The organism is Burkholderia singularis (genome assembly GCF_900176645.1).
Classification (GTDB): domain Bacteria; phylum Pseudomonadota; class Gammaproteobacteria; order Burkholderiales; family Burkholderiaceae; genus Burkholderia; species Burkholderia singularis.
Genome location: NZ_FXAN01000014.1, coordinates 67,346 through 84,704, shown reverse-complemented (window position 1 = coordinate 84,704; position 17,359 = coordinate 67,346). Strand labels below are relative to the sequence as shown.

At 65.1% G+C, this 17,359-nt stretch carries 16 protein-coding genes; 14 read left to right on the top strand and 2 right to left on the bottom strand.

Annotation, left to right across the window (positions count from 1 at the left end; genetic code table 11):
• The first annotated feature begins 81 nt into the window (after window positions 1-81).
• The 12 genes from BSIN_RS01825 (at window position 82) to BSIN_RS01770 (ending at window position 13,381) form a co-directional block, all read left to right on the top strand.
• Window positions 82-747, top strand: coding sequence for a class I SAM-dependent methyltransferase (locus tag BSIN_RS01825; protein ID WP_089339320.1), 666 nt, complete (start codon window positions 82-84; stop codon window positions 745-747).
• A gap of 101 nt (window positions 748-848) precedes the next feature.
• Complete coding sequence (locus BSIN_RS01820; protein ID WP_089339319.1) at window positions 849-1,220, top strand: FmdB family zinc ribbon protein; 372 nt, start codon at window positions 849-851, stop codon at window positions 1,218-1,220.
• Between the two features lie 70 nt (window positions 1,221-1,290).
• Complete coding sequence (locus tag BSIN_RS01815; protein WP_089339318.1) at window positions 1,291-1,944, top strand: DUF502 domain-containing protein; 654 nt, start codon at window positions 1,291-1,293, stop codon at window positions 1,942-1,944.
• Window positions 1,945-2,000: 56 nt separating this feature from the next.
• A complete protein-coding gene (gene aspS, locus BSIN_RS01810; protein WP_089339317.1) occupies window positions 2,001-3,803 on the top strand; it encodes an aspartate--tRNA ligase in 1,803 nt (600 codons plus the stop codon).
• A 245-nt stretch (window positions 3,804-4,048) separates the two neighbouring features.
• The gene (gene nudB, locus BSIN_RS01805; protein WP_089339355.1) at window positions 4,049-4,525 is read left to right on the top strand and encodes a dihydroneopterin triphosphate diphosphatase; all 477 of its coding nucleotides are present in this window, start codon (window positions 4,049-4,051) and stop codon (window positions 4,523-4,525) included.
• Complete coding sequence (gene clsB, locus BSIN_RS01800) at window positions 4,522-5,802, top strand: cardiolipin synthase ClsB (RefSeq protein WP_089339316.1); 1,281 nt, start codon at window positions 4,522-4,524, stop codon at window positions 5,800-5,802. The genes nudB and clsB overlap by 4 nt, the downstream gene beginning before the upstream one ends.
• Window positions 5,803-5,992: 190 nt before the next feature.
• On the top strand, window positions 5,993-6,592 hold the full coding sequence (locus BSIN_RS01795) for a TetR/AcrR family transcriptional regulator (protein WP_059519567.1): 600 nt from the start codon (window positions 5,993-5,995) through the stop codon (window positions 6,590-6,592).
• A 58-nt stretch (window positions 6,593-6,650) separates the two neighbouring features.
• On the top strand, window positions 6,651-8,438 hold the full coding sequence (locus BSIN_RS01790) for an acyl-CoA dehydrogenase C-terminal domain-containing protein (RefSeq protein ID WP_059519569.1): 1,788 nt from the start codon (window positions 6,651-6,653) through the stop codon (window positions 8,436-8,438).
• A gap of 116 nt (window positions 8,439-8,554) precedes the next feature.
• On the top strand, window positions 8,555-10,990 hold the full coding sequence (locus BSIN_RS01785; protein ID WP_089339315.1) for a 3-hydroxyacyl-CoA dehydrogenase/enoyl-CoA hydratase family protein: 2,436 nt from the start codon (window positions 8,555-8,557) through the stop codon (window positions 10,988-10,990).
• A 24-nt stretch (window positions 10,991-11,014) separates the two neighbouring features.
• On the top strand, window positions 11,015-12,214 hold the full coding sequence (locus BSIN_RS01780; RefSeq protein WP_059519573.1) for an acetyl-CoA C-acyltransferase: 1,200 nt from the start codon (window positions 11,015-11,017) through the stop codon (window positions 12,212-12,214).
• 112 nt (window positions 12,215-12,326) lie between these two features.
• Complete coding sequence (locus tag BSIN_RS01775) at window positions 12,327-13,091, top strand: enoyl-CoA hydratase (protein WP_089339314.1); 765 nt, start codon at window positions 12,327-12,329, stop codon at window positions 13,089-13,091.
• 71 nt (window positions 13,092-13,162) lie between these two features.
• Window positions 13,163-13,381, top strand: a complete 219-nt coding sequence (locus tag BSIN_RS01770; RefSeq protein WP_125910495.1) for a hypothetical protein — start codon at window positions 13,163-13,165, stop codon at window positions 13,379-13,381.
• Here the strand turns inward: BSIN_RS01770 and fdhD are convergent.
• Complete coding sequence (gene fdhD / locus BSIN_RS01765) at window positions 13,360-14,190, bottom strand: formate dehydrogenase accessory sulfurtransferase FdhD (RefSeq protein ID WP_089339313.1); 831 nt, start codon at window positions 14,188-14,190, stop codon at window positions 13,360-13,362. The two genes, BSIN_RS01770 and fdhD, sit on opposite strands and share 22 nt — an antisense overlap.
• 109 nt (window positions 14,191-14,299) lie before the next feature.
• Between fdhD and BSIN_RS01760 the strand changes: the two genes are divergently transcribed.
• Window positions 14,300-14,779, top strand: coding sequence for a nitrate reductase associated protein (locus BSIN_RS01760; RefSeq protein WP_059519581.1), 480 nt, complete (start codon window positions 14,300-14,302; stop codon window positions 14,777-14,779).
• A 127-nt stretch (window positions 14,780-14,906) separates the two neighbouring features.
• Here BSIN_RS01760 and BSIN_RS01755 read toward each other — a convergent pair whose 3' ends face one another.
• Complete coding sequence (locus BSIN_RS01755) at window positions 14,907-15,308, bottom strand: acyl-CoA thioesterase (RefSeq protein ID WP_059519583.1); 402 nt, start codon at window positions 15,306-15,308, stop codon at window positions 14,907-14,909.
• A gap of 131 nt (window positions 15,309-15,439) precedes the next feature.
• On the opposite strand from BSIN_RS01755, the gene BSIN_RS01750 reads away from it, so the two are divergent.
• Window positions 15,440-17,305 (top strand): ABCB family ABC transporter ATP-binding protein/permease, encoded by a 1,866-nt coding sequence (locus tag BSIN_RS01750; protein WP_089339312.1) that lies wholly within the window; start codon window positions 15,440-15,442, stop codon window positions 17,303-17,305.
• Window positions 17,306-17,359: the final 54 nt, after the last annotated feature.

Here is a 17,359-nt window from a genome sequence, read left to right as displayed (position 1 = left end):
CGCACGACGAACGCCACCGGCGTTTCGTTTCGTAGGCGAGCGCCGCTGACGTAGGCAAATCCGGGAAAGGCCGGTCAAGCGATGAGTGAAAAAACGAAGACGGACCACGCGGACGGGCGGCGCGCGCTCGACTCGGCGCAGACGAATTCTGCAGCGGCGAATTTGACGACGCGCAACCCCGCCGACGCCGCATTCTGGGACGAGCGCTACGAGCATAGCGTGACGCCGTGGGATCTCGCGAAGGTGCCGGATGCGTTCGCCGCATTCGCGTCGAAGCTCGCGCCGTGCCCGGTGTTGATTCCCGGCTGCGGCAGTGCATATGAGGCACATTGGCTCGCGCAGGCGGGGTGGCCTGTGCGTGCGATCGATTTCTCCGCACAAGCGGTCGACGCCGCGCGCCGGCAGCTCGGCGAGCATGCCGGCGTGGTCGAGCTGGCGGATTTCTTCACATACGAGCCGCCGCTCGCGCCACAGTGGATCTACGAGCGCGCGTTTCTCTGCGCAATACCCAACGCGCTCTGGCCGGATTACGCGCGCCGGGTCGCGGCGCTGCTGCCGGCGGGCGGGCTGCTGGCCGGTTTCTTCCTGCTGGGCGCGACGCCGGGCGGGCCGCCGTTCGGCATCGAGCGCGCGCAGATCGACGCGCTTTTCGCGCCGTCGTTCGAACTGATCGACGACGCCCCGGTTGACGAGTCGCTGCCGGTTTTCGGCGGCCGCGAGCGCTGGCTTACCTGGCGCCGGACCTAGCCGCGGTTCGCCCCCGCGCATGCCGGCGGCAGCATTGCGCGTTCGGCTATAATTCGGAGCTTTGCAAGCTTTTCATACCGGTTTTTCTGCGGGAAGATGCCATGCCGATCTACGCCTATCGTTGCGAAGCCTGCGGTTACGCGAAGGATGTGCTTCAGAAGATGAGCGACGCGCCGTTGTCGCAGTGCCCGGAGTGCGGGAAGGATACGTTTCGTAAGCAGGTCACGGCGGCGGGGTTCCAATTGAAGGGCTCTGGCTGGTACGTGACCGATTTTCGCGGCGGCTCGGGCGGTTCGAACCAGGCGAATCAGGCGCAGGGCGCCGCTGCGGCGGCCGGCGAGACGGCCGCCGGACAATCCGGCGGCAACGCGAACGCGGGCAGCGAGAAGCCGGCGTCGGCCGACAGTCCAGCGGGCAGTGCGAGCGCGGCCAGCACGCCGGCGCCGGCCGCCGCGCCAGCGAGCAGCAGTTGATCGTCGCGCCGCCCGTGTCGGCGGCGCGTTCCGCGCTTGACGCCCCGGCGCGATCTTTCGACGTCAGACGATGAAAAAGACGACCCTCAAATCGGTGTTCCTGACCGGACTTCTCGTTCTCGTGCCGCTCGCGATCACGCTGTGGGTGCTCGGACTCATCATCGGCACGATGGATCAGACCCTGCTGCTGCTGCCGCAATCGTGGCAGCCGGAGCGGCTGCTCGGCTTCCGGCTGCCGGGGATCGGCGCCGTACTGACGCTCGCGTTCATCTTCATCGTCGGGCTCGCGACGCAGAATTTCGTCGGCCAGAAGCTCGTTACCTGGTGGAATGCGGTGGTGCGCCACATTCCGGTCGTCGGGCCGATCTATACGAGCGTCAAGCAGGTGTCCGACACGCTGCTGTCCTCCAGCGGCAATGCGTTCCGCAAGGCGCTGCTGATCGAGTATCCGCGCCGCGGCTCTTATACGATCGCGTTTCTGACCGGCACGCCGGGCGGCGACGTGGTCAATCATCTGAAGGAAGAGTACGTGAGCGTGTACGTGCCGACGACGCCGAACCCGACGTCCGGCTTCTTCCTGATGGTGCCGAAAAGCGAGGTTGTCGAGCTCGATATGTCGGTCGACGCCGCGCTCAAGTACATCGTCTCGATGGGCGTCGTCGCGCCTGCCACGCCTGTCGCCGCGCCCGCGCCCGCGCGCCGTCCCGTCGAGCCGCCGATGTAATACCCGGGAGAGAGTGCGGCTCTTCCCGTTGACCACTACGAAAGAAAGCAAACATCATGTCGATGCGAACTGAATACTGCGGTCTCGTGACCGAACACCTGATGGGCCAGACGGTGTCGCTGTGCGGCTGGGTCCACCGCCGCCGCGACCACGGCGGCGTGATCTTCATCGACTTGCGCGATCGCGAAGGTCTCGTGCAGGTGGTGTGCGATCCGGATCGCGCGGAGATGTTCGCGACCGCCGAGGGCGTGCGCAACGAGTTCTGCATCCAGGTCAAGGGCCTCGTGCGCGGCCGGCCGGAAGGCACGATCAACTCGGGCCTGAAGAGCGGCAAGATCGAGGTGCTGTGCCACGAGCTTACCGTGCTGAACGCGTCGGTCACGCCGCCGTTCCAACTCGACGACGACAACCTGTCGGAGACCACGCGCCTTACCCATCGCGTGCTCGACCTGCGCCGTCCGCAGATGCAGCATAACCTGCGGTTGCGCTATCGCGTCGCGATCGAGGCGCGCAAGTATCTCGACGAGCAGGGCTTCATCGACATCGAAACGCCGATGTTGACGAAGAGCACGCCGGAAGGCGCGCGTGACTACCTGGTGCCGTCGCGGGTGAACGCGGGCCAGTTCTTCGCGTTGCCGCAGTCGCCGCAGCTCTTCAAGCAATTGCTGATGGTCGCGAACTTCGACCGCTACTACCAGATCACGAAGTGCTTCCGTGACGAGGATCTGCGCGCCGACCGTCAGCCGGAATTCACGCAGATCGACTGCGAAACGTCGTTTCTCGGCGAGCAGGAAATCCGCGACCTGTTCGAGAACATGATCCGTCACATCTTCAAGACGACGATCGACGTCGAACTCGATGCGAAATTCCCGGTGATGCCTTACTCGGAAGCGATGGCGCGTTTCGGCTCGGATAAGCCGGACCTGCGCGTGAAGCTCGAATTCACCGAGCTGACCGATGCGATGAAGGACGTCGACTTCAAGGTGTTCAGCACGCCGGCCAACGCGAAGGACGGCCGTGTCGCGGCGTTGCGCGTGCCGAAGGGCGGCGAGCTGTCGCGTGGCGATATCGACGGCTACACGGAGTTCGTGCGCATTTACGGCGCGAAGGGGCTTGCGTGGATCAAGGTCAACGAGCGCGCGAAGGGCCGCGACGGCCTGCAAAGCCCGATCGTGAAGAACCTGCACGATGCGGCGATTGCGGCGATTCTCGAGCGCACGGGCGCCGCGGACGGCGACATCATCTTCTTCGCGGCCGACCGCGCGAAGGTCGTCAACGACAGCCTCGGCGCGCTGCGCCTGAAGATCGGCCATTCGGAGTTCGGCAAGGCCAACGGCCTCGTCGAGACGGGTTGGAAGCCGCTGTGGGTGATCGATTTTCCGATGTTCGAATACGACGACGAGGAAGCGCGCTACGTGGCCGCGCACCATCCGTTCACGAGCCCGAAGGACGAGCATCTCGAATATCTCGAGACCGATCCGGGCCGTTGTCTCGCGAAGGCTTACGACATGGTGCTCAACGGCTGGGAAATCGGCGGCGGCTCGGTGCGTATCCACCGCGAGGAAGTGCAGAGCAAGGTGTTCCGCGCGCTGAAGATCGGCCCGGAAGAAGCGCAGGCCAAGTTCGGCTTCCTGCTCGATGCGTTGCAATACGGCGCGCCGCCGCACGGCGGGATTGCGTTCGGCCTCGACCGGATCGTCACGATGATGGCCGGCGCCGATTCGATCCGCGACGTGATCGCGTTCCCGAAGACGCAGCGCGCGCAGTGTCTGCTCACGCAAGCGCCGAGCCCCGTCGACGAGCGCCAGTTGCGCGAGCTGCATATCCGCTTGCGTCAGCCGGAACAGCCGAAGGCGTGAGCGCGTAGCCGCCGTCGCGAGACGGCCCGGGCCCGCGTTTGCGCGTCGGCGCATGCGGCGGGCCGGCTACGTTGGCGGGCCGATCGAACGAACCGCTCCGGCAATGCAGGCCGGACCACACACAAAGGGCGCAGATGCGCCCTTTGTGCTTTTTCGTCGTCATTTTGCGGTACAGTCGGCGTCATGGCTTCTTGACGGCGCTGCGTCATCCGCCGCATCGAGCGGGCGGGCGCCGAAACATCCTGATGACGAAACCGCCGAAAATTCCCGAATCCGTTCTCGTCGTGATCCACACGCGCGCGCTCGACGTGCTCATCATCAAGCGTGCCGATCAGCCCGATTTCTGGCAATCCGTGACAGGATCGAAGGACGCGCTGGATGAGCCGCTTGCTTTGACCGCCGCGCGCGAAGTTGCCGAGGAGACGGGTATCGTCGTCGGCAGCGCGGGCGTGCCGGCCGACGCGCTCGTCGATTGGCGGCACCAGATCGAATACACGATCTACCCGCATTACCTGCACCGCTACGCCCCCGGCGTCACGCGCAACACCGAGCATTGGTTCGGCCTCGAGGTGCCGGCGCGTATCGGCGTGACGTTGTCGCCGCGCGAACACACCGACTACCTGTGGCTGCCTTACCGCGAAGCCGCCGCACGCTGCTATTCGCCGTCGAACGCCGAAGCGATCCTGCAATTGCCGCAGCGCATCGGCGCACGCGCCGCATGAGCGCGCGCGCGCGGCGCCGGCTCGCGCAGTGGCGGCGGATGTTCGCGCGACAGCGCGGTTCCGCGTCGCGGCTCGCGTTCACGTCCGGCAATACGGTGCGGCTTTGCCAGGGCGGCGAAGCATTCTTTCCCGCGCTGATCGCACAGATCGACGCGGCGCACAGCGAGGTCGCGCTCGAAACCTACATATTCTGCGACGATCCGGCGGGGCGCGCGGTTTCCGATGCGCTGTTGCGCGCGGCGCAGCGCGGCGTGCGCGTGCGGGTGATCACCGACGGCATCGGCACGGCGCGGCTGCCGCTGTTTGGCGAGTGGGCGTCGGCGGGCATCGAGCACCGGATCTACAATCCTTATCTGTTCGGCCGTTTCGGCTTCTCGCGCACCCATCGCAAGCTCGCATTCATCGACGATGCCCATGCGTTCTGCGGCGGCATCAACATCGTCGACGACTACGACCAGAACGGCACGCGGCTGCCGTTTCCGCGCTGGGATTTCGCGCTGGAATTGCAAGGGCCTGTCGTTGCCGACGTGCGCGCCGCGTTCGAAGTTCAGTGGTATCGGATCGCCGTCGGGCACAAGCGCTATGCGGACGATCTTTTGCCGGGCAGTCATGCCGACCGCGCCGCGTTTGCCGCGCGCTTTCGCCGCTGGATGCGCAGCCACCGCTGGGTAAAGGCGGGTGCGTTGCGCGTCGTGACCGAGCCGAGCGTCGCGTTCGTCGCGCGCGACAACGTGCTGAACCGCCGCGCGATCGAGAAGGCGTATCTCGCGGCGATCGGCCGCGCGCGGCAGGCGATTCTGCTCGCGAATCCGTATTTCATGCCGGGCAGAAAGCTGCGGCGCGCGCTGACCGGCGCCGCGCGCCGTGGCGTCGACGTGCGGATCCTGATCGGACGCAACGAGTTCGCATCGCTCGATATGGCGGTACCGTTCCTCTATCATGCATTGCTGCGGGCGGGCGTGCACGTGGCCGAATACGACAAGACGATGTTGCACGGCAAGGTCGCGGTGATCGACGATCACTGGGCGACGGTCGGCTCGTCCAACCTCGACGCGCTGAGCCTGATGTTGAACAATGAGGCGAACGTCGTGCTCGTCAGACATCGTGACGAAATTGCCGCGCTGCGCAATGCGATTGCCGATGCATTCGCCGACGGCCGCGCGATCGATCCGGCACGCTATGCGGTGCGGCCGGTCGTCGAACGGTTCGCCAATTGGTTTGCCTATACCGTGTATCGTGGCGCGATGAAGCTGCTCACGGTCGGCGGCTACGACTAAGCGCCCGCTTAATTGCGTGCGCGCGCCGGGATTCCCGCAGGGTCCCACTCATCGGTGAACAGGCTTTGCGAAACGATGGGCCGGTTAGAAACCGATTTCTAATAATTTCCTTGTTTCGCCAGCGGCCGCACTCAATAATAGTACGGCCGTTCGATTTTATTCAGCCAATAGGAACGGTTACTAAAAAGCTATGCGAAAAGGCGAACAGACGCGTGCCGCAATCCTCGATGCAGCGTTGGACTTGGCGAGCCGTGACGGGCTCGAAGGTCTGACGATCGGCATGTTGGCCGAACGGATGCAAATGAGCAAGAGCGGTGTGTTTGCGCACTTCGGGTCGCGTGATGACCTGCAGGTCGAGGTCGTGCGCGAGTATCACCGCCGCTTCGAGGAGGAGGTGTTCTTCCCGAGCCTGCGCGAGCCGCGCGGTCTGCCGCGCTTGCGTGCGATGCTGGCTCGCTGGATGGAGAAGCGCATCCAGGAGGTGACGACGGGATGCATCTACATCAGCGGGGCTGTCGAGTACGACGATCGTCCGGACAGCCCCGTGCGCGAACAGCTGTTCGCGAGCGTGCGGACCTGGCGCACCGCGTTGCTGCGAGCGATTTCGCAGGCGAAGGAAGAGGGGCATCTGCGCCCGGATACCGATCCGGACCTGATGCTGTTCGAGTTGTACAGTTTCACGCTCGGTTTGCACCACGACGCCCGTTTCCTGCATCTGCCGGGCGCCGTGAGCCTCACGTGGGCCGCGCTTGAAAAGACGATTGTTTCGTACCAGAGCGAGAGCCGTTAGCGGTCATCAGTGAGTCCGCCGGGAGCTTGAGCCGATTGCCATTCTTGGAGAGAGAGTCATGGGACAGTACGCCGCGCCGTTGCGCGACATGCAATTCGTGTTGCACGAGCTTCTGAATGTCGAAGCCGAGGTCAAGCAGATGCCGAAGCACGCGGATCTCGACGCCGACACGATCAACCAAGTGCTCGAGGAGGCGGGCAAGTTCTGCTCGGAAGTGATTTATCCGCTCAACCAGGTTGGCGATCGCGAAGGCTGCACCTATGCCGGCGACGGCGTCGTGACGACGCCGACGGGTTTCAAGCAAGCGTATCAGCAGTACGTCGAGGCCGGCTGGCCGGCACTCGGCTGCGATCCGGACTACGGCGGCCAGGGGCTGCCCGCGTTCGTCAACAACGCGCTGTATGAAATGCTGAACTCGGCGAACCAGGCATGGACGATGTATCCGGGCCTGTCGCACGGCGCTTACGAGTGCCTGCACGCGCACGGCGCGCCCGAGTTGCAGAAGCAATATCTGCCGAAGCTCGTTTCCGGCGAATGGACCGGGACGATGTGTCTGACCGAGCCGCACTGCGGCACCGATCTCGGTATCCTGCGCACGAAGGCCGAGCCGAACAGCGACGGCTCGTATGCGATCTCCGGCACCAAGATCTTCATTTCGAGCGGCGAGCACGACATGTCGTCGAACATCGTCCACCTTGTGCTTGCGCGCCTGCCGGACGCACCCAAGGGCACGAAAGGCATTTCGCTGTTCATCGTGCCGAAGTTCATCCCCGATGCGTCGGGCGAGCCGGGCGAGCGCAATGGCATCAAGTGCGGTTCGATCGAGCACAAGATGGGCATTCACGGCAATTCGACGTGCGTGATGAACCTCGACAACGCGAAGGGCTGGCTGGTCGGCGAGCCGAACAAGGGCTTGAACGCGATGTTCGTGATGATGAACGCCGCGCGTCTGGGCGTCGGGATGCAAGGCCTGGGCCTCACCGAAGTCGCGTATCAGAATTCGCTCGCCTATGCGAAGGAGCGGCTGCAGATGCGTTCGCTGACGGGGCCGAAGGCGCCGGACAAGCCGGCCGATCCGATCATCGTTCATCCGGACGTGCGCCGCATGCTGCTCACGCAGAAGGCCTACGCGGAAGGCGCGCGTGCGTTCACTTACTGGTCGGCTCTGCAGATCGACAAGTACCTGTCTCATTCGGACGAAGCGGTGAGAAAGGATGCGGACGATCTCGTCGCGCTGCTCACGCCGGTCATCAAGGCGTTCCTGACCGACAACGCGTTCGAATGCACGAACCACGCGATGCAGGTGTTCGGCGGCCACGGCTTCATTTCCGAATGGGGAATGGAGCAGTATGTGCGCGACGCGCGGATCAACATGATCTATGAAGGCACGAACTCGGTTCAGGCGCTCGACCTGCTCGGGCGCAAGGTGCTCGGCGACATGGGCGCGAAGCTCAAGAAGTTCGGCAAGATCGTCACCGAGTTCGTCGAGGCCGAAGGCGTGAAGCCGGAGATGTCCGAGTTCGTCACGCCGCTGGCCGACATCGGCGAGAAGGTGCAGAAGCTGACGATGGAAATCGGCATGAAGGCGATGCAGAACCCGGATGAAGTCGGCGCGGCGGCCGTGCCGTACCTGCGCACCGTCGGCCATCTGGTGTTCGCGTATTTCTGGGCGCGCATGGCGCGCATCGCGCTCGACAAGGAAGCATCGGGCGATCCGTTCTACAAATCGAAGCTTGCGACCGCGCGTTTCTATTTCGCGCGTCTGTTGCCGGAAACGGCCGCGTCGATCCGCCTCGCCCGCGCAGGCTCGAAGACGTTGATGGAAGTCGACGAAGCACTGTTCTGATGCGACGAGATCCGGGCGGCGGCTGCCGCCCGGACAAACCGAATTCGTAGCACTCATTTGCCGCACGCGGCGCCTACCGCCCCGCGATTCGCGGCTCAATCCGGAGAGAGAGTACTGTGAGCAAATTCAACATTCGCAAGGTCGCCGTGCTGGGCGCCGGCGTGATGGGAGCGCAGATCGCCGCGCATCTCGTCAATGCGCGCGTGCCGGTGCTGCTGTTCGATCTGCCTGCCAAGGAAGGTCCGAAGAACGGCATCGCGTTGAAGGCGATCGAGGGCTTGAAGAAGCTGTCGCCGGCGCCGTTCGGCGTGAAGGACGACGCGCAATATCTCGAGCCCGCGAACTATGACGACGACATCGCGAAGCTTGCCGAATGCGATCTCGTGATCGAGGCGATTGCCGAGCGGATGGACTGGAAGCACGATTTGTACAAGAAGGTCGCGCCGCATATCGCGCCGAACGCGATTTTCGCGACCAACACGTCGGGCCTGTCGATCACGAAGCTGTCCGACGGTTTCGCCGACGAGTTGAAGGCGCGTTTCTGCGGTGTGCATTTCTTCAACCCGCCGCGCTACATGCACCTGGTCGAACTGATCCCGACCGCCCATACGCGCCCCGAGATTCTCGACCAGCTCGAGACCTTCCTGACGAGCGTCGTCGGCAAGGGTGTGGTGCGCGCGAAGGATACGCCGAACTTCATTGCGAACCGCGTCGGCATCTTCTCCATTCTCGCGGTGATCACCGAGGCCGAGAAGTTCGGCCTGCGTTTTGACGAAGTCGACGATCTGACGGGCAGCCGTCTGGGCCGCGCGAAGTCGGCGACGTTCCGCACCGCGGACGTGGTCGGCCTCGACACGATGGCGCACGTGATCAAGACGATGCAGGACAATCTCGCCGACGATCCGTTCTTCCCGGTCTACAAGACGCCGGCCGTGCTCGCGAAGCTCGTCGAGCAGGGCGCGCTGGGTCAGAAGTCGGGCGGCGGCTTCTACAAGAAGGAAGGCAAGGCGATCAAGGTGCTCGATCCGAAAACGGGCACCTACGTCGATGGCGGCGCCAAGGCGGACGAGACCGTCGCGCGCATTCTGAAGCGCCCGCCGGCCGAGCGCCTGAAGCTGCTGCGCGAGACGCAGCATCCGCACGCGCAGTTCCTGTGGTCGATCTTCCGTGACGTGTTCCACTACATCGCGTTCCACCTCGAATCGATCGCCGACAATGCGCGCGACGTCGACCTCGCGATCCGTTGGGGCTTCGGCTGGAGCGACGGTCCGTTCGAAGGCTGGCAGGCTGCCGGCTGGAAGCAGATCGCCGAGTGGGTGCAGGAGGACATCGCGGCCGGCAAGACGCTTGCGAACGTGCCGCTGCCCGCATGGGTGCTCGAAGGCCCGGTCGCCGACAAGGGCGGCGTGCATACGGAGGAAGGCTCGTGGTCGCCGGCCGCGCAGGCTTTCGTGCCGCGCTCGACGCTGCCCGTCTATGAGCGTCAGGTATTCCGTGCGCCGCTTCTGGGCGAAACCGGCCGCGATCCGCTCAAGTTCGGCAAGACGCTCGCCGAGAGCGATTCGGTGCGCATCTGGGTCGATGACCGCGCGGGAGAGGACGATGTCGTGATCGTGTCGTTCAAGACGAAGATGAACACGATCGGCGCGGGCGTGATCGACGGCCTCGCGCAGGCGATCGAGTTGGCCGAGAAGGATTACAAGGCGGTGGTGGTCTGGCAGCCGTCGTCGTTGAAGCTGGGCAACCCGGGCGGGCCGTTCTCGGCCGGCGCGAACCTGGAAGAGGCGATGCCCGCGTTCATGATGGGCGGCGCGAAGGGTATCGAGCCGTTCGTGAAGAAATTCCAGGATGGCCTGATGCGCGTCAAGTACGCGAACGTGCCGGTTGTCGCGGCGGTGTCGGGCCTGGCGCTCGGCGGCGGCTGCGAGCTGATGCTGTCCAGCGCGAAGCGCGTCGTGCACGTCGAGAGCTACATCGGTCTCGTCGAGGTCGGCGTCGGTCTCGTGCCGGGAGGCGGCGGCCTGAAGGAAGCGGCGGTGCGTGCGGCTGAAGCGGCCGCGGCGGCGAACGCGACCAACGACTTGCTGAAGTTCCTCACGAAACCGTTCGAGAACGCGGCGACGGCGAAGGTCTCGATGTCCGCGCACGAGGCGCGCGCGATGGGCTATCTGAAGCCGTCGGACACGATCGTCTTCAATGTATTCGAGCTGCTCGATATCGCGAAGAAGGAAGCGCGGGCGCTTGCCGACGCGGGATATCGTCCGCCGCTGAAGGCGAAGGCGATTCCGGTCGCGGGCCGCTCGGGCATCGCGACCATCAAGGCGCAGCTCGTCAATCTGCGTGATGGCCGCTTCATCAGCGATCACGATTTCCTGATCGCGAGCCGCATTGCCGAAGCGGTGTGCGGCGGCGACGTCGAAGGCGGCAGCACGGTCGACGAAGACTGGCTGCTTGCGCTCGAACGCCGTGCGTTCGTCGAGCTGCTCGGCACGCAAAAGACGCAGGAGCGGATCATGGGCATGTTGCAGACCGGCAAGCCGGTTCGGAACTAACTGAGCCTTGCAAAGGAGCCTGAAATGAGCAAACAGTTGCAAGACGCATACATCGTCGCCGCAAGCCGCACGCCGATTGGCAAGGCGCCGCGCGGTGCATTCAAGAACACGCGCCCGGAAGAGCTGCTGGTCCACGCGATCAAGGCCGCGGTGGCGCAAGTGCCGGAGTTCGACACGAAGCTGATCGAGGACGCGATCGTCGGCTGCGCGATTCCGGAGGCCGAGCAGGGCCTGAACGTCGCCCGGATGGGTGCGTTGCTGGCGGGCCTGCCGCAGACGGTCGGCGGCGTGACGGTCAACCGCTTCTGCGCGTCGGGCGTCACCGCGCTTGCGATGGCGGCGGACCGCATTCGCGTCGGCGAATCGGACGCGATTTTCGCGGCCGGCACCGAGTCGATGAGCATGGTGCCGATGATGGGCAACAAGCCGTCGATGTCGCCGCATATCTTCGATCGCAGCGAGGATTTCGGGATCGCCTACGGGATGGGCCTGACGGGCGAGCGCGTCGCGGATCAGTGGAAGGTGAGCCGCGAGGACCAGGATGCGTTTTCGCTTGAATCGCACCGCCGGGCGATCGCCGCGCAGCAGGCGGGCGAATTCGCCGACGAGATCGCGCCGTACACGATCACCGAGCGCTTCCCGGATCTCGCAACGGGCGAGATCGTCGTGAAGACGCGCGAATTGAAGCTCGACGAAGGTCCGCGCGCGGACACGTCGCTCGAAGCGCTCGCGAAACTGCGCCCGACGTTCGCGAACAAGGGTTCGGTAACGGCGGGCAACAGCTCGCAGACGTCGGACGGCGCGGGTGCGCTGCTCGTCGTGTCGGAGAAGGTGCTCAAGCAATTCAACCTGACGCCGCTCGCACGCTTCGTCAGCTTCGCGGTGCGCGGCGTGCCGCCGGAAATCATGGGCATCGGCCCGAAGGAAGCGATTCCGGCCGCGCTGAAGGCCGCGGGCCTGAAACAGGACGATATCGACTGGATCGAGCTGAACGAGGCGTTTGCCGCGCAATCGCTTGCCGTGATCCGCGAACTTGGCCTCGATCCGGCCAAGGTGAACCCGCTTGGCGGCGCGATCGCGCTCGGCCATCCGCTCGGCGCGACGGGCGCGATTCGCGCTGCGACGGTCGTGCACGGTCTGCGCCGTCGCAACCTGAAGTATGGGATGGTGACGATGTGCGTCGGCACCGGCATGGGCGCGGCGGGTATCATCGAGCGGCTCTGACCGGAATTCGCATGGCATGACGACGGTGCGCGGGCGGCCAGCTCGCGCACCGTTTTTTTTTTGAACGAGACAGTCGGGGCGTCTGTGCAAGCGGCCCCAGGAGACGATTCAGATGGATATCCAGCTCAAAAACGCCGACGGTGTGCTGACGATCACGCTCGCGCGCCCGGCGAAGCGCAATGCGATTACGTTGGCGATGTATCAGACGATGGCCGACGCGCTCAAGTCGGCGCGCGAAGATAAATCGGTGCGCGCGGTCCTGATTCGCGGCAGCGATGGTCACTTCACCGCCGGCAACGATCTCGAGGATTTCATGAAGACGCCGCCGAAGGATCAGGACGCGCCCGTGTTCCAGTTCCTGCGGCAGATCAGTACGCTGGAGAAGCCGATCGTCGCGGCGGTCGAGGGCGTGGCGGTCGGCATCGGCGTGACGATGCTGCTGCATTGCGATCTCGTCTACGCGGCCGATACCGCGCAATTGTCGCTGCCGTTCGTGCAGCTCGCGCTGTGCCCGGAAGCGGCGTCGAGCTTGCTGCTGCCGCGTCTTTCCGGCTATCAGGTGGCGGCCGAGAAGCTTTTGCTCGGCGAGCCGTTCGATGCGCTCGAAGCGCACCGCATCGGCCTCGTGAACCGGGTGCTGCCGGCGGCCGAACTCGGTGCGTTCGCGGCGAAGCAGGCGACCAAGCTCGTTGCGCTGCCGGCGTCGTCGCTGCGCGTGACGAAGGCGCTGCTCAGAGCGACGGAAGGTGCCGCCATTGCCACGCGGATGACGGACGAGGCCGAGCACTTCGGCGCGATGTTGCGCTCGCCCGAAGTGCGCGAAGCGATCAGCGCGTTCTTCGAAAAGCGTAAGCCGGACTTCCAGCAGTTCGACTGATCGGTGCGCGCGGTGAAGCGGCGGCGTGGGAATGCGGCGGCACGCGCGATCGCCGTGTGGCGCTTGCCGCGTTGTCCGCGATTGGCGTCGCGCAGCGGCTTGCGTTCGGCAATCTGTTCGATGCGGTGTTCGGTGCTCAGCGCTCGGTGGCCGGCGCCCGGCATCCGGCGCTCAGTGCTCGATGCCCGGCGCCCGTGTCGCAACGGGCATTGAGTGCGAATGCAGCGGCCGCTTGCACACACGCGCTGCTTGACGGCGAGGCGGGTTCCTATGCATCGGCGGTGCCGTAATCGACATAGCCGGCTTCCCGGCAGAAGCTCACGAGCCGCAGCCCGGCCTGGCGCGCAATTTCGACGGCAAGCGACGACGGCGCGGAGATCGTCGCGACCATCGGAATGCCGACGCGTGCGGACTTACGCACAAGCTCATAGCTTGCCCGGCTCGACAGGAATACGAAGCCGTCGGTCGTATCCGCGCGTTCGAGCGTGAGTGTGCCGATCAGTTTGTCGAGCGCGTTGTGGCGGCCGACGTCCTCGAATGCGTGTCGGATTGCTCCTGCCGCGTCGCACCACGCGGCCGCGTGCAGGCCGCCTGTTTGCTGCGTGAGCGTTTGGTGCGCGGGGAACTCGCGTGCGGCGCGCGCGATTGCGTCCGGCGCGACCCGCGCGAGAAAGCCGCGGTCCGGCATGCGCTGCGGCGCGAGATCAAGCAGATCGATGCTCTCGATGCCGCACACGCCGCAGCCGGTTCTGCCGGCGAGCGCGCGGCGCCGCTCCTTCAGGGCGGCGAACGCTTGCTGGACCACGGTCAACTGGACTTCGGCATGCGGGATCGGCCCGCCGCCGTGCAGCACCACATCGATATCCTTCACGTCGCTGCCGCGCTCGACGATGCCTTCCGACAGCGCGAAGCCCACTGCGAATGCCTCGAGATCGCGCGGTGTGCACATCATCACCGCGTGCGAGATGCCGTTGAAGACGAGCGCGACGGGCCATTCCTGGCCGACGCGATCGAAGGTCGCGTCGATCGCGTCGCCGCGCCGGCGGCGCACCGGCAGTTCGACGACGCCGCTGGGTTCGGCGGCTTCGGACAGCTTCACGGCAGGCTCCTTATACGGATCGGCGGGCGGCGGTACTCGCCGCCCGCGGAGGTTCTAAAATACTCCAGACGGGCCCAATGGGTCGGCAATCGTCAGGATGGGGGCAAACATGGGGCTGAGCAACGCGCCGCTGCTGTTCAATTTCGAGGTCGTTTCATCGCAGGGGCTGACTTATATTCCGATGATCGTGCGTTTCAATCTCGATCGCTTCGGGCTGCGGATCTCGCTCGAGCAGTGGCAGAGGCTGCCGATCGAGGATCGCAAGCTGCTTGCGTGTTTCCCGGCCGACGAAGACGTCGCGATCGAGCCGAATTTCGATCACGCGCTCTTCGAGATGCTGCGCACGCACGCGAGCGTCGAGCCGAGCTGGTTTCAACCCGAAGAGCATCCGGCGTGGCGTAACGCCGATGCGGTGCCGGACGCGCTCGTCGCGCAAAGCGCGCTTGCCGGGCTGCCGGCGCCGTCGGCCGCGCAGTGGTCCGCGCTCACGCCGTTTCAACGCTACGTGCTGACAAAGCTGTCGCGCAAGCCGAAGCTCAACCACGACTTTATCCCGGCGATGCGCGAATTCGGGCTCGCCGCATCATGAATCGAACTGTGCCGCTCCGGCGAGGTGTACAGCGGCGCGTAACCGTATATGCATGGGGCGCGCGCGGCGTGCCGGACGAGGACGGCAGCGTATGCGCCGCGCAAGCGGGCCGCATGCGCGGCCGCGCTTATTCGAGGGGCGGCAGCGGGCGCGGGCGGCGGTCGTTGCCGGTCGCGACGTAGGTGAGCGTTGCTTCGGTGACCTTGACGACCTCGCTCATGAGGCTTAGCCGTTGCGCATACACCTCGACTTCCACCGTCACCGACGTATTGCCCGTCTTCACGATACGCGCATAGAAGCTCAGCAAGTCGCCGACGAATACCGGTTGCTTGAACAGAAACGAATTGACCGCGACCGTCGCGACCCGCCCGTTCGCTCGGCGGCTTGCCGGAATCGAGCCCGCGATATCGACCTGCGACATGATCCAGCCGCCGAATACGTCGCCGTGGACGTTGGCGTCGGACGGTTGCGGCACGACGCGCAGCGCGGGCGGTTCTTGCGGGAGTTCGGGCAGGGACGAATCGGTCATGGTTGAAGCTTCCATCTTGTAAGAAACGGGCCGGCATGGGCGGTCAGCGGCGCATCCCGGCTTCTGCGACAATACGGCAATCTGGAAATTGTACGAGAAAGTTCGCCGACGTACCGTTCGGCCGATTCCCCATGCGCCGTTATTCCGCTTCCTCCGAGCCCGCGCCGGCGGTCGCCGGGCCACGCAACGACTGGCAGACGATCCGCTCGCTGCTGCCTTACCTGACGGCTTATAAATGGCGCGTTGCGTTCGCGCTCGCGTGCCTGATCGGCGCGAAGCTCGCCAATCTCGGCGTGCCCATCGTCATGAAGCGGATCGTCGACAGTCTCGCGGCCGTTCATCAGCTCACCGCGCTCGGCCGCGCCGAGCAGTCGCCGGGCATCGTGCTCGCGGGCGGCATCGGGCTGCTCGTGATCGCGTATGCGCTCGTGCGGCTGTCGACGTCGCTGTTCACCGAGCTGCGCGAGATCCTGTTTTCGAAGGTCACTGAGAGCGCGGTGCGGCGGCTTGCGCTGCAGGTGTTCAGGCATCTGCACGGGCTGTCGCTGCGATTTCATCTGGAGCGGCAGACGGGCGGCATGTCGCGCGACATCGAGCGCGGCACGCGCGGTATCCAGCAGCTCATTTCCTACTCGCTGTACAGCATTCTGCCGACGCTCGTCGAAGTGGGGCTCGTGCTCGGCTTTTTCGCGTTCCGGTATGACGCCTACTATGCGTATGTGACGCTCGCGGCGCTCGTCGCTTATATCGCGTTCACGGTGAAGGTGACGGAGTGGCGCACGCATTTCCGGCGCACGATGAACGAACTCGATTCGCGGGCGAATGCGCGCGCGATCGATTCGCTGATCAACTACGAGACCGTCAAGTATTTCGGCAACGAGGAATGGGAAGCGCGGCGCTACGACGAGAATCTCGCGCGCTTTCGCCGTGCGGCGATCCGCTCGCAGCATTCACTGTCGCTGCTCAACTTCGGGCAGCAGGCGATCATCGGCACGGGGCTCGTGTTCATCCTGTGGCGTGCGACCCAGGGCGTGCTTGCCGGCAAGCTCACGCTCGGCGATCTCGTATTGATCAACACCTTCATGCTGCAGCTCTACATTCCGCTTAATTTTCTCGGCGTCATCTATCGTGAGCTGAAGCAGAGCCTGACCGACATGGACCGGATGTTCGGGCTGCTGTCGGCCGCGCGCGAGGTCGACGACGCGCCCGGCGCGCCGGCGCTCGACGTGCGCGGCGCGGCACTGCGCTTCGCGCACGTGAACTTCGGCTACGATCCGTCGCGGCAGATCCTGCACGACGTCGATTTCACGATCGCGGCCGGCACGACGACCGCGGTGGTCGGCCATAGCGGCTCGGGCAAATCGACGCTGGCGCGGCTGCTGTTTCGCTTCTACGATCTGGACCGGACGACGGGCGGCGCGATCATGATCGACGGGCAGGACATCCGCGACGTGAAACAGGATTCGCTGCGCGCATCGATCGGGATCGTGCCGCAGGACACCGTGCTCTTCAACGACACGATCTACTACAACATCGCCTATGGCCGGCCGAGCGCGACGCGCGACGAGGTGATCGCCGCAGCGCGCGCGGCTCATCTTCATGCGTTCGTCGAGAGTTTGCCGAAAGGCTATGACACGCCGGTCGGCGAGCGCGGGCTCAAGCTGTCGGGCGGCGAGAAGCAGCGCGTCGCGATCGCGCGCACGATTCTGAAGAACCCGCCGATCCTGGTGTTCGACGAGGCGACGTCCGCGCTCGATTCGCGTTCCGAGCGCGCGATCCAGCACGAGCTGGAGCAGATCGCGCGGCATCGGACGACGCTCGTGATCGCGCATCGTCTGTCGACCGTCGTGCATGCCGATCAGATTCTCGTGATGGATCATGGGCGCATCGTCGAGCGCGGCACGCACGATGCGTTGCTGCGCGCGCATGGGCTGTATGCGCAGATGTGGGCGTTGCAGCAGCGCGCGGCCGAGCAGGGGGCGGCGCAGCAGGCGTGATGATGCCGGCGTCGCGCGCGGCGTCCCAGCGCGGCAGATCGAACGGCGGCGGGA

Coding starts and splice junctions, on each gene's coding strand:
- BSIN_RS01820 (WP_089339319.1), top strand. CDS start 849: ATGCCGATCTACGCCTATCGTTGCGAAGCCTGCGGTTACGCGAAGGAT.
- BSIN_RS01775 (WP_089339314.1), top strand. CDS start 12,327: ATGGATATCCAGCTCAAAAACGCCGACGGTGTGCTGACGATCACGCTC.
- aspS (WP_089339317.1), top strand. CDS start 2,001: ATGTCGATGCGAACTGAATACTGCGGTCTCGTGACCGAACACCTGATG.
- BSIN_RS01795 (WP_059519567.1), top strand. CDS start 5,993: ATGCGAAAAGGCGAACAGACGCGTGCCGCAATCCTCGATGCAGCGTTG.
- BSIN_RS01825 (WP_089339320.1), top strand. CDS start 82: ATGAGTGAAAAAACGAAGACGGACCACGCGGACGGGCGGCGCGCGCTC.
- nudB (WP_089339355.1), top strand. CDS start 4,049: ATGACGAAACCGCCGAAAATTCCCGAATCCGTTCTCGTCGTGATCCAC.
- clsB (WP_089339316.1), top strand. CDS start 4,522: ATGAGCGCGCGCGCGCGGCGCCGGCTCGCGCAGTGGCGGCGGATGTTC.
- BSIN_RS01750 (WP_089339312.1), top strand. CDS start 15,440: ATGCGCCGTTATTCCGCTTCCTCCGAGCCCGCGCCGGCGGTCGCCGGG.
- BSIN_RS01780 (WP_059519573.1), top strand. CDS start 11,015: ATGAGCAAACAGTTGCAAGACGCATACATCGTCGCCGCAAGCCGCACG.
- BSIN_RS01760 (WP_059519581.1), top strand. CDS start 14,300: ATGGGGCTGAGCAACGCGCCGCTGCTGTTCAATTTCGAGGTCGTTTCA.
- BSIN_RS01755 (WP_059519583.1), bottom strand. CDS start 15,308: ATGACCGATTCGTCCCTGCCCGAACTCCCGCAAGAACCGCCCGCGCTG.
- BSIN_RS01790 (WP_059519569.1), top strand. CDS start 6,651: ATGGGACAGTACGCCGCGCCGTTGCGCGACATGCAATTCGTGTTGCAC.
- BSIN_RS01815 (WP_089339318.1), top strand. CDS start 1,291: ATGAAAAAGACGACCCTCAAATCGGTGTTCCTGACCGGACTTCTCGTT.